The sequence below is a fragment of the Bradyrhizobium niftali genome, assembly GCF_004571025.1.
Classification (GTDB): Bacteria; Pseudomonadota; Alphaproteobacteria; order Rhizobiales; family Xanthobacteraceae; genus Bradyrhizobium; species Bradyrhizobium niftali.
Window position 1 is genome coordinate 863974 of sequence record NZ_SPQT01000001.1, and the last position, 12048, is coordinate 876021.

Here is a 12048-nt window from a genome sequence, read left to right on the forward strand (position 1 = left end):
TCGGGCGATGTCGCGCCGGATTCAGGTGGCGGGCGAGGTGCGGGCGGCCTCGAGGGCAGGACGACATCGGTCTATCAACGGCCGCATGTCGCACTTTGTTGCGATCGCGAGAGCCCGCTCGAGGTAGGACTGGGCCTCCGCCCGGTCGCCTTTGGCCAATGAGGCCTCACCCAGAAGTTGCAGCGCATGGGCTTGTTGCGGAGGTTCGCCGCGCTCTTCGGCCAGCGCCAGGGCGCGCTTGCCCGAAATGCGTGCTTGCGCGAGGTCGCCCACGGCCAGGAAAGCACGCCCCTGCACCACGAACAGCCAACCCCAGCCGAAGGCATTTTCGCCGAGCGGCACGTCCAGCCGTTCCGGCTTGGACAGAATCTCGGCGGCAGCCCTTGTATCGCCCAACGCGAGACACGCTTCTCCCATTCGCGCCGCGAGGATAGGGTACATCTGCACGATGCCACGCTCGAGGCAGATTTGCCAGCACTCCCGCAGGATCGACAAGGCTTCCGCTTGCCGGCCCTGGGCAATCCTGAGCCGGCCCAGCACATGCGATATATTCGCACGCGAATAGAAATGATCCTCGGCTCTCCTCATGGCTTCGGTCGCCATGATTTCGGCCCGCTCCGTTTCCCCGATTTCGACCAGGGAATCGGCCAGGAAAGTACGAAGCACGACGCTCGGATAGGCGGCCCACCCGGCTCGCCGCGCATCAAGCTCCGGACTTTCGAACGCGAAGCACCTTTCGTGTATCTCGATCGACTTTCTGAACGCACCGGTTTCGTGAAGAACCATCCCGATCTGGTGCAGTGACGCAAACATGAGAGCAGGATCGGCGATCCGCTGCGCGACCTCGTTGGCCGCTTTGGCTGCTTCCATTGCGCTGTTGTGCTCTCCAATGCGCCACAGGGCAGTTGCGAGCTGACAATTGACGGCGGCATTGCGTATTGGATCGCTCGAGGGGTCCTCCAACTCCCGCGCCTCGCGCAGCACGTCGGCAATCAGCCGATGCTTGCCAAGGGGCTCCAGCGCAATGATAACGATCAGGCGGAAATCGATTTCGGCCTTGGTTTTCGCGGCCGAATCCGGCCAATGCGACAAGGTCTCCAATCCCCGGTGGTAAATCCCGATCGCATCCTGGTTGGCGCCGCGCCTCACGGCACGCCGACAGCTGCGCAGCTGATACGGCACTGCCTTTTCCCAAAGTCCCGCCATGAATGCATGATCGGCCAGCCGGTCGATGTGCTCGTCGAGCCGGTCGCTGAACCGGGATTCGATGACTGCGACCGCCTTTGCATGCAGCGAGCGGCGCGTGCCCAGCAGCATCGTTCCGTAGGCAACTTCGCGGATAAGTTCATGCTTGAAGGAGTATTCCGATCCGACGCGCTTGACCTTGCGAAGGAAGTCCGCCTCCTCAAGCCCCTTGAGATCTCCGGATATCTTGCTTGCCGGCACCTCCAGCAGTCCGGAGAGCAGCGCGATCGAAACGTCCGTTCCGATCACGGCGGACGTCTGTAGCAAGGTCTTCGGCACCCCGTCCAATCGGTCGATACGGGCAGCCAGAACGGTATGAATGGTCTGCGGGATCTCGATCCGCCCGGCGGGCTTGCTGAGACGATAGGCCCCGGGGTCTCCAGCGAAGCTTCCGGTCTCTGCGAGGGACTGCACCAGCTCTTCCAGAAAGAGGGGATTTCCCTGCGCCTTGGCGACGATGCGGTCTCTTATCGACTGCAGCGTCACATCTCCCCCGATAAGACGGTCGAGCATTTCCTGTGAGGCTGTCTCGGCGAGCGCCGACAATTCGAGGCGAAGGAGATCGGGATCCGCCAGATTGCCTTCCGGGCGCTGCGTCATGACGAGGAAAATTCGCAACCCGCGCAACAGGCTGAGGAGATTGTGAAGAATGATCCTCGTTTCACTGTCAATCCAGTGAACGTCCTCGACAACGATCAGCAGCGGGGTGCGGCGCTCCTGAAACAGGATCAGAGCCGTGATCGCTTCGATGATTGCCTGCCGCTTCTCCGTCGGCTCTAGGTTCTTCCATTCCTGATCTGCGACGTTGATGTCCAGCACTGAACAGATCGCCGAAACGTATCTCGCCAGAGTTGGATCCAGCGAAACGAGGTGTTCCCTGATCCGCTTGGCGACGATCTCGGGCGTGTCATCGATGTCGATCCCGAAGATGTGACGGATAAGGTCGCTGATCGGATAATAGCTGGATTGGGTATGCTGAGGAACGCACGCGGTTTCCAGCACGATCCAATCGCTGGGGCGCTCGCCGATAAAGTCATGAATCAGTCGCGATTTTCCGAGCCCTGCGGCGCCGACGACATTCAGCGCCTGTCCATTTCCGCTCGCGGCTCTTTGCAGCAGACTCCGTAACGTGTCGAGCTCGGCCTGGCGGCCCACCAGCGCGTTGAGGCCTTGCGAGGAGCGGGCTTGCCAGCGTGTGGTCGAGCGCATGCCTCCCAATTCGAAAGCTTCGACCGGCTCCGCCACCCCTTTCAACACAACCGTGCCGCGAGACTCCGCGACAATGAAGCCCTTGGCGAGCTTTTGCGTCGCAGCGGTGAGCATGATCCCGTTCGCTGGCGCGAGCTCTTCCATGCGGGCAGCCAGATGTACGGTTTTTCCGACCGCATCGTAGTTCATCATCAGGTTGCTGCCGATCGAGTGAATCACGACGTGTCCGGAATTGATTCCAATGCGCAGGGAGATGTCGCCGATCCTCCTGCGGTTCAGCTCCCGAATGCCGGCCCGCATGGCCATTGCCGCGCGGCAAGCTTGCACGGCATGGTCCTCGGTCGCTATGGGCGCTCCGAACAGCGCCATGACACCGTCGCCACGGGCCTGATTCATAAATCCATCGTGCTGATGAATTGCATCCATCAGCACCTGAAGCACCGGTCCAAGGATTTCGAGCGCCTCCTCCGGATCGAGCCCGTCGATCAGCGCCGTCGAGCCGCGGACATCCGCGAACAACACCGTGACGTGCTTGCGCTCGCCGGACATCGCGCCGCCGGAACGCAAGATCCGCTCGGCCAGCTTGGGCGGCAGCTTCGACTGCAGATAAGTCAGTGCGTTCTGGTCGGCCGCGGTCCCGAAGGCCCTGGATCGGCCGCAGCCACCGCAAAAGTGCGCAGTCGGCCGGATCTCGAAACCACAATGGTTACATCGACGGCCCAATTCGTCGGGAGAATCGCCCCGTTTAGTGACCACGGCAAGTGCCCTTCTTCACGCCACGTCGGTGTTATCCATGCCCATACCAATAGTAAGACAACCCGCGAAGACGAGCAAATTGTGCCTAGCCGTCGTGTTAAGCAGCCTACTAAAGGTCTATCGTCAGTGACGGCCGATCGCCCATTTCTATAGCAATGGCGTCTCGTTCATTCGCGGCGGCCTCCGCAAAATTTAAGGCGCAAGGCCTCGCCGTTGTTATAGTGGCATACGCTAGCGCGCTGGCTCAAGTACTCGCTGCACCACGATCGGAAAAAGCGGAAACCGAAGAGCGAGCAACTGGATGCTGCGCCAACTGATAAGGTTTGGCTGCGAAGCTTATCAGTTGCCATCTGATAAGGATTTCGTGCGCTCGATTTGAGGTCGTGGGGACAGGGTGATCACTTCCGATAAGGACAATTATCGGAAGTATACCCACCTGTCCTCTATTTACCACAGGAAGTTCGGAAATTACGAAGTAAATCCAAGTGCCGCAATGGCCAGAGTTTCCGCGGATAGAATGCCGCAGGCAATCAGAATCGAAAGCCTGGATGAGGTCTCAAGAGCGACATTGACCGGCCTCCGTAAGCTCAGGGTGTTGACGGTGGTGGCGACTGACCCGGATATGGCACAGGCATCGAGGGCCGCCCCTTCGTGCGAAATCAGGCGCGGAAGAGGGGACCAGTAGTGGTATTGGTTGAACCCGATGGGTAGCGCGAACGGGGTATGTCCAGCGCAACGACTATACTGTAACGACAGTCACAGCACGCATTCAAGCGCAACCAGCCAAATGTTTGGCACTTCGGTGGTTGCGCTCATACCAAAGCACGCGTCTTACCAGCTCCTACTTCAAAGCCTTCCGGTTGCCCCTGCCTCAGGTGACACGTGAGCGCGCTCTCAAAGTGCGCTGTCGGCAAGCACGCTCAGCTCCCGGAACTGCCGCCCGAGCGCAATCGAATCGTTTATTGACCCACCGCCGGAGTTGGGGAGCACCGTTCTATCGCAGGCCGACACCGCGCACTCAGCCACGGCGAGAACTGCGGAAATGCAAATGCCGCGCGGGCTTACACTGTTGTCCTTGGTCCAGGCCGATGACAGTGAGACGCTCGGCGTCAAACTGTCGAACGGGATTCTTGACGTGGCTTTAGCTGGCAAGACCCTGAACTTGGTCGTGCCGACGACCCTTGACGAACTGCTTGCGCATGGAGACGTCGCGGCGCTCGAACGCCTGATCGCAGCGGCAAAGGACAAGCCGGAGTTCTTAAAGGATGAAGGGACGATCAAGTTCGGCCGGCTCTTTGCCAACCCGGGCAAAATTGTTTGCGTCGGACTTAACTACAAGGCGCACGCGGAGGAAGCCGGCGAAAAGCTTCCAAAAGTTCCCATCCTTTTTAACAAGTACAACAATACGCTTGCCGCGCACAATTGCACCATAAAGCTACCCCCACGTGAGGTCTCTTACAAGTTCGACTACGAAACCGAATTGCTTGTGGTCATCGGGAAGACGGCCCGCAATGTCTCAGAAGCAGAAGCCCTCGACTATGTTGCGGGCTACGCCGTTGGACATGATTTCTCCGCACGTGACCTTCAATTCGACACGGGTGGCCAATGGATGGTCGGTAAGACGCTGGATGGGTTCGCACCCATCGGACCCTACTTCGTCTCGGCCGATCTGGTCGATCCGAACAACCTTGCGATCGAGACATTCGTGAATGATGAAGCTCAGCCACGACAATCCTCGCGTACCTCAAAGTTCATCTTCAACCCGCAGAAGGTGATCTCTTACGCCTCGAAACTGTTTGCGCTGGAACCAGGCGATATCATTTTCACGGGCACGCCGGAGGGAGTGATCATTGGAATGCCGAAGGAGAAGCAAGTCTGGCTGAAGGCCGGCGACAGGATCATCAGCCGAATTGAGAAGCTTGGCACACTGAAGTTTGATTTAGCGTAGGAGCCATTCTCAGGGGTTGCGGGGAGAACCGCGTGCGGCTGGGTGCGAGGATCGACATGTTATGCCATCGCACGCGCCGACGATCGCGCGCTCGCGCCCTGAGAGCGCGAGACTATGGCTTGCACTGCCGCCGCGTGACGTCTTTTGCGATCTTCAGGAAGTTGAACAAATGCGGCATCCGGTTGTCGCGCCGGTAGTTCAGCGACAGCGCGGTCCCTGGATTATGTCCCTCATAGGCGCGGTAGGCGACGCCGGGGCGTTCCGCCTCCGAGACCGATTTCGGCACCAGCGAGATGCCAACGCCGACCGAGACCAGGCTGATCGCGGTCTGATAGTCCTGGGCCAGCACCTGCGATTTCGGAATGAAACCCTCTTCGAGGCAGATGTTGAGGATGTGGTCGGCGAAGCTCGGGCGCGGCTTGCGAGGGTAGAGGATGAATGTCTCGGCCTTCAGCGCCGACAACCTCGTGACCGGCTGTTCGAGCAAAGGCGAGGTGTCGGCCAGCGCTAGGATCAACGGCTCCTGCAGCAGCGGTTCCGACTTCAACTCCTCGTCGTCGAGCGAAGGGCGGGCGATGGCGATATCGATCTCGCGCTGGATCACCGCGCGCTTCTGCTCGGCGTTGTTCATCGCCGACAGCGCGAGTTCGACGTCGGGATAGGCTGAGCGAAACGCCTTGATCACATTGGGCAGCACGCCATACGTCGCCGATCCCACGAAGGCGACGCGCAGATGTCCCGAAAAACCTTCGCCGATCCGCTTGATCTCGCGATGCGTTCGATCGAGTCGCTCCAGCACGTCGCGCGCACGCTCCAGAAGCACGCTGCCGGCCTGGGTCAGCCGGATCTGGCTTCGGCTCCGGTCGATCAGCATGACGCCGAGATCGCTCTCGAGTTGCGCGATCTGTCGGCTGAGCGGCGGCTGCGCGATCGCGAGCCGCGAGGCGGCACGGCCGAAATGCAGTTCCTCGGCGACGGCAACGAAATAGACCAGTCGCCTGAGATCCATGACGTCGTCGCGGTCGGTCACGGTCAGCCGGACGCTTGTTCGCGCGCTTCCGCGGAAGCGGCCTGGAGGTCCCGCCGGGTTTGGTGTCGCGTGGTCATCAGCGCACGATCGATGGTTCCAGCGTAAAGACTGGGCGTAGGTCCCCGGATTGTCAATCGTCCGCGGGAACGACGCCGCCTGCCTAGTCCTTCCGGGCGAAGGCCCGAATCTTGTCCTCGTCGACCTCGACGCCGAGACCGGGACCATCGGGAACGCAGATCTCGAACTCCTCGAATCTGATCGGGTTGACGACCAGATCCTCCACCAGGATTCGCGGACCGAAATGCTCGGTGCCCCATTCGAGCTTGGGCAGGGTCGAGAATGCGGCGAGATGCGCGGCCGCGCCGATGCTGCTCTCCAACAGGCAACCGCCGTAGAGCTCGAGGCCGTGCGCGGCCGCGACCGCGGCGGCGCGCTTGATCTCGAACAGGCCGCCGCTCTTCACGAGCTTCAGCGAATAGACGCTGCCGCAGCCCATCGCGCCTATGCGGGCGATCTCCTCCTTGGTGAAGGCGGCTTCGTCGACCAGCAGTGGAATCGAGGTGCGCGCCGCTACGCGCGCCATGGCTTCCAGCTGCAGCGCCGAAACGGGTTGCTCGATCAGGGCAACATCCAATTCCTCCAGCGCAGGCATGAAGCGGATGCACTCGGCTTCGGTCCAGCCCTGGTTGACGTCGACGATCAGGCGCACCTCGCCGCCGAGGCCGGCGCGCAACGCCTGCAGCCGCTTCAGATCGGCCTGCGGCGGGATGAAGCCGAACTTGATCTTGAACTGGCGGTGTTCGCGGCGCCGCAGCTTCTCTTTGGCTTCCTCCAGCTCCTGGCCGCTGTCGCCGGAGGCCAGTGCCCAGATCACCTCCATGCGCTCGCGCACCGCGCCGCCGAGCAGCGCGCTGGCGGGGAGGCCGAGCGTCTTGCCGGCGGCGTCGAGCAGGGCGGACTCGATGGCGCCCTTGGCCGCGAAATTGCGGGTGGCGGCCTTGCCCATGCGGAGCGCATTGGCCTCGAAGGCGAGGGCAGACTGCCCGAGCAGCGCCGGCCCCAGATAATTCGTGACCGCAGCCTTGATCGACTCCACGCTCTCCTCGGCCCAGCGCGGTCCGCCGAGCGTCGAGGCTTCGCCGATGCCCGTCACGCCGTTGTCAAGCAGGACGCGCACCAGCACGTAGCCCTGATGCGTGACTTCCGTGTTCGAGAGCTTGTGCCGACGACGGGTCGGCGCCTCCACGATGGTGGCGCGGATGCTGCGGATCGCGGTGTCCTTTGTGTGAGCCTGCACTCGCTCCACAGGCTCGGCGACTTCGATCACGGCACGACTCATATATCCTCGCAGGTCAGTTCAGAATGAGTCCCGCCAGGCCGGTGGGGCTGGCAGGACATTACGGGTATTACTCTGCAGCGACGAGCCGTTCGACGGCCGCCTTCTTGAGTTTGAAGTCGAAGTTGAGAACCAGATCGGTGTCGGCACCGGCCGGTGCCTTGTTGAACTTGCCGATCAGGCTCTGCTTCACGGCGAATACCGAGTCGTTGTCGAGATACTTGGTCTCGGAATCGTAGATCTGCGAGATCAGCGATTGATAGCCGTCCTTCGAGAGCATGAAGTGGATGTGGCCCGGGCGCCAGGGATGGTGGCCCATGTACTTGAGGAGCTCGCCGCCCGCGCCGTCATAGGGGATCGGATAGGGCTCGGGGCGGAGCGCCACGAACGCGTATTCGCCGTTGGCGTCGGTCGTGAACCGGCCGCGCAGATTGTAGGCCGGCTGCTCCGGATCCTGCAGATCGTAGAGCCCGTTCGGCGCGTCTTCCCAGACGTCGATGGTGACGCCCTCGATCGGCTGCCCTGCGGTGTCGTTGATGCGCCCGCTGACCTTGACAGTCTGCGCGTTGTCGAACGTCTTCTTGATGATGGAGGCGCCCTTCGGCAGTACCGGCGGGTTTTCCCGGTAGAACGGCCCAAGCACGGTGGACTCGCTCTCGCCGTCGGTGACCCGGTGGTCGAGCATATCGACAAGCACCTCGACGCCGAGGATATCAGCGATCAGGATGAACTCGTTGCGCTTCTCGTCCGAGATGTCGCCGGCGCGCCGCAGGAATTCGCAGGCGGCGAACCACTCGGCAAAGGTCAGGTCGACCTCCTTGCAGAACGCGTGCATGTGGCGGATCAGGCTAGTCATGATCTGGCGGTTACGATCCGGAATATCCTTCGCGAGCGCGGCGATCACGTGGTCGGTGATGGTGTCCTTGGTGACGTTCAGCATGGTCGTTTCCTCCTTTTCTTCCAGTTTGATCAAACTTGCATTCCCGTTTTCGGGAATATCGGTTGGTGGCTTCACCACACAAATTCGTAAGCAGCATTCTCCAGCATCGCGGGCGCAGGGTGCGGGTCGGCAAGGCCGCCAAAGCGGCCGCGGAAGAACAGCAGCGGCTTCTTGCTGGGCTCCAGCGCCATCTCGCGGACGCGGCCGAGGAAGATGGTGTGGTCCCCGGCGACGATCTCGTCGGCGAGATCGGTCACGAAATAGGCCGCCGCGTTGGCGATCACGGGTAGCTCGTTGCGCCGTTCGAAGATGTCGCAAAGGTCGAGCCGCGGCTTGCCGGCGAAATGCCACGCGAAATCCTCCATCCCCTCGGCGAGGACGCTGACAGCGAAGCGGCCTGTGTTCTGGATGTTGCGAAGCATCTTCGCGCTTTTCGCGATCGAGATCGCGACCAGCGGCGGATCGAGCGAGACCGACATGAAGGCGTTGGCCGTCATGCCATGGTCGCGGCCCTCGCAATGCGTGGTGATGATGGTGACGCCGGTGCCGAACTGGCCACAGGCGTTGCGCAGCTCGCGCGGATCGATCGCGGTCATTGGCTTGCGGCCTCAGGTTGCGCCAAACCAGATCGATTGGCCGAGGGCGCGATGTCTCGCCAGTTTTCCAGCGTCGCCGCCGCAGCAGCAAGTCCGGATCGCCGCAAGCTCCGGATCCGGCTGCTGGAGACGATCTCGCCATTGCCGCAGCGCACCGGTGGCAGGATGCGGGTGTTGAAGTGTTGCCGCAACAGCAACGCCGTGCCGCCCTTGCAGGACCCGAAGCGGAAATCCTCGCCGACGACCACTTCACGCGGCTGCAGCCGCCGCAGCTCGGCGAGGAAATCCGCCGCTGTGCGCCGCACATAGATCCGGTTGAAGTCGGCGACGATGATATGGTCCGGCGCAAATGTTGCGATGCGCTTGAGCTTTTCGCGCAGCGATATCAACGCCTCGGCCTGGCCGAAGTACACCTTTGGCGGCGGATCGAAGGTGTAGACCACGGCGGCAACGCCGCGGCGTTGCGCTGCCGCAATTGTCTGCCGGATCAGCTCCTGATGGCCGCGGTGGACGCCGTCAAACGCGCCGATCGTCACGACGCAGGCTTCGAGGGCCAGTTCGCCATCACGATGGAAAGCGACAGCGCTGCTGTCAAAACCCTCGCCTAAACCCGTGGTCATGGCTCGCTCCGGTTTTCGCTTCCTTGCCGTGCTGCGCGACTGCTCCGTCGCCTGCGGCGTTGCGTCGGCCGGACGATCATTGCCGTCCGGTCCGTGCGATCGAGTCATAGCCCGACTTGGGCCGGTCCGCGCGGTATGGTGTGATACCTTTCGCCGCTCCTCGTGAGCGCATAGCGTTTCCTCCGATGTCGCGCCGACCGAGAGCGTGACGGGATTGGTCCCAGGCCGGTGCTGCAACGCCGCCGGTCCAACGACACAAACGGAGGAGAAGTGTCCATGACTACAGCAGCCGCCCTGCGAGCCGACATGCCTGCGTCGACCACCAGCGTCTATACCGGCGCGGAATTCCTGGACAGCATCCAGGACGGAAGAGAAATCTACATCTACGGCGAGCGCGTCAAGAACGTCACCCAGCATCCCGCCTTTCGCAATTCGGCGCGGATGGTGGCGCGCTGGTACGACCGTTTTCACGAGAAGAAGGATCAGATCGGCGTCCTGACCGATACCGGCTCGGGACAATTGACTCATCCGTTCTTCCTCGGCTCGAAGACGGCCGACGATCTGATCAAGGGCCGCGACGCGATCGCCGAACTCCAGAAGGTTGCGTTCGGCTGGATGGGCCGTTCACCTGATTACAAGGCATCGTTCCTTGGCACGCTGGGTGCGAATTCGAGCTTCTATGGCGACTACGCCGGCAACGCCAGGAAGTGGTATGCCCGGACCCAGGAACGGCTCGACTTCTGGAATCACGCCATCGTCAACCCTCCGATCGATCGCGATCGGGCGATCGAGGAGGTGCGCGACGTCTTCATGCATGTCGAGAAGGAGACCGACGCCGGCCTGATCGTCTCCGGGGCTAAGGTGGTCGCAACCGGCTCGGCCTTGACGCACTACAACTTCATCGCCCACTACGGCATCCCGATCAAGGACAAGTCGTTCGCGCTGATCTTCACGGCACCGATGGATGCCAAGGGCATCAAGTTGATCGCCCGCTCGTCCTACGAATTCACGGCGGCGGCGACCGGCTCGCCGTTCGACTACCCGCTGTCGAGCCGCTTCGATGAAAACGACTCGATCCTCGTGTTCGACAAGGTGCTGGTGCCCTGGGAAAACGTCTTCATCTATGGCGACGTCGACAAGATCAACCAGTTCTTCCCGGCGTCCGGTTTCATCCCGCGGTTCACGCTGCACGGCGTGACGCGGCTGGCCGTGAAGCTCGACTTCATCGCCGGCCTGTTTTCGATGGCCGTAGAGGCGACCGGCTCCAAGGACTTCCGCGGCGTGCAGACCGCTGTGGGCGAGGTGATCGCCTGGCGCAATCTGTTCCACGGCATTGCGGACGCGATGGTGAAATCGCCGATCGCCTGGCAGGGCACCGAGGGCTACAGTTTGCCCAACCTAAACTACGGGCTGGCCTATCGTGTGTTCGCGCCGATGGCCTATCCGCGGATCAAGGAATTGATCGAGCGCCATGTCGCGAGCGGTCTGATCTATCTGCCGTCGAGCTCAGCCGATCTGGAGAGCGATGCGATCCGGCCCTATCTCGATCGGTTCGTGCGCGGCTCCAACGGCTATGCCGCGATCGACCGGATCAAGTTGCTCAAGCTGCTGTGGGACGCGGTCGGCTCCGAATTCGGTGGCAGGCACGAGCTCTACGAGCGCAACTATGCCGGCAATTACGAGAACCTGCGGGTCGAGACGCTGAACGCCGCGGCTGCCACCGGCGACCTCGGCGCCATGCAGGATTTCGTGCGCAACTGCATGAGCGACTACGACGTCTCCGGTTGGACGGCGAAAGATCTGGTTAGTCCTGATGACATCAACCTCGTCAGCCGCGGACTGGTGCAGGGCTGAGGACAAGGCTGACGATCTGGTAAAGACGATCAAGGGAGCCGCCGCGATTGCGCCGCGGCTCCACGCCGTTTTCGCGCGGTCGCTTCATCCTTGCAGAAAGATTTCATCGTCATGCTGTTTCACGTCGAAATGGAGGTACGGATCCCGCACGATCTGCCGACTGAGCGAGCCGACACGCTGAAGCAGGCGGAGCGTGTCCGCGCCATGGAGCTGCAGGGCACAGGGGCCTGGCGCCATTTGTGGCGGGTGGCCGGGCGCTACGCCAATGTCAGCATATTCGACGTCTCGGGCGCGCAAGAATTGCACGACATCCTGTCCAGCCTGCCGCTGTTTCCATTCATGGAGATCCGGGTCGCGCCGCTGTGCCGGCATCCGTCGTCGATCCATGACGACGACCGGTAGCAGCGCTGCCGGCGCCGTTGCTCCAAACTAACATTACAGTTGCATTTTTTGTCTGAGATGGGCTCGTCTGGCATAAGAGGTATGGTCAGGTAGCGAATTGCAACCACTCCGA

9 protein-coding genes are annotated in these 12048 nt (G+C 61.7%); 3 read left to right on the forward strand and 6 right to left on the reverse strand.

Annotated features, from left to right (window positions below):
* Positions 1-21 precede the first annotated feature (21 nt).
* A complete protein-coding gene (locus E4K65_RS03815; protein WP_235885455.1) occupies positions 22-3210 on the reverse strand; it encodes an adenylate/guanylate cyclase domain-containing protein in 3189 nt (1062 codons plus the stop codon).
* A gap of 1048 nt (positions 3211-4258) precedes the next feature.
* Here E4K65_RS03815 and E4K65_RS03820 point away from each other — a divergent pair.
* Positions 4259-5158: a fumarylacetoacetate hydrolase family protein gene (locus tag E4K65_RS03820; RefSeq protein ID WP_135172961.1), complete on the forward strand. Its 900-nt coding sequence runs from the start codon at positions 4259-4261 to the stop codon at positions 5156-5158.
* 112 nt (positions 5159-5270) lie between these two features.
* On the opposite strand, the gene E4K65_RS03825 is transcribed toward E4K65_RS03820, so the two are convergent.
* The 5 genes from E4K65_RS03825 to E4K65_RS03845 all read right to left on the reverse strand — a co-directional run bounded on the left by E4K65_RS03825 (position 5271) and on the right by E4K65_RS03845 (position 9680).
* Positions 5271-6188: a LysR family transcriptional regulator gene (locus tag E4K65_RS03825; protein ID WP_347340939.1), complete on the reverse strand. Its 918-nt coding sequence runs from the start codon at positions 6186-6188 to the stop codon at positions 5271-5273.
* Positions 6189-6348: 160 nt separating this feature from the next.
* Entirely contained in the window at positions 6349-7527 is a 1179-nt protein-coding gene (locus tag E4K65_RS03830; RefSeq protein WP_135172962.1) for a muconate/chloromuconate family cycloisomerase, read from the reverse strand.
* A 67-nt stretch (positions 7528-7594) separates the two neighbouring features.
* Positions 7595-8464 carry an intradiol ring-cleavage dioxygenase gene (locus E4K65_RS03835; RefSeq protein WP_135172963.1) on the reverse strand — a complete coding sequence of 290 codons (870 nt, stop codon included), beginning with the start codon at positions 8462-8464 and terminating at the stop codon, positions 7595-7597.
* A gap of 71 nt (positions 8465-8535) precedes the next feature.
* On the reverse strand, positions 8536-9060 hold the full coding sequence (locus tag E4K65_RS03840) for a flavin reductase family protein (protein ID WP_135172964.1): 525 nt from the start codon (positions 9058-9060) through the stop codon (positions 8536-8538).
* Positions 9057-9680 carry a nucleotidyl transferase family protein gene (locus E4K65_RS03845; RefSeq protein WP_235885456.1) on the reverse strand — a complete coding sequence of 208 codons (624 nt, stop codon included), beginning with the start codon at positions 9678-9680 and terminating at the stop codon, positions 9057-9059. The genes E4K65_RS03840 and E4K65_RS03845 overlap by 4 nt, the downstream gene beginning before the upstream one ends.
* Before the next feature lie 276 nt (positions 9681-9956).
* On the opposite strand from E4K65_RS03845, the gene E4K65_RS03850 reads away from it, so the two are divergent.
* On the forward strand, positions 9957-11534 hold the full coding sequence (locus E4K65_RS03850; protein WP_235885457.1) for a 4-hydroxyphenylacetate 3-hydroxylase family protein: 1578 nt from the start codon (positions 9957-9959) through the stop codon (positions 11532-11534).
* 111 nt (positions 11535-11645) lie between these two features.
* On the forward strand, positions 11646-11936 hold the full coding sequence (gene catC, locus E4K65_RS03855; protein ID WP_135172965.1) for a muconolactone Delta-isomerase: 291 nt from the start codon (positions 11646-11648) through the stop codon (positions 11934-11936).
* Positions 11937-12048 lie beyond the last annotated feature (112 nt).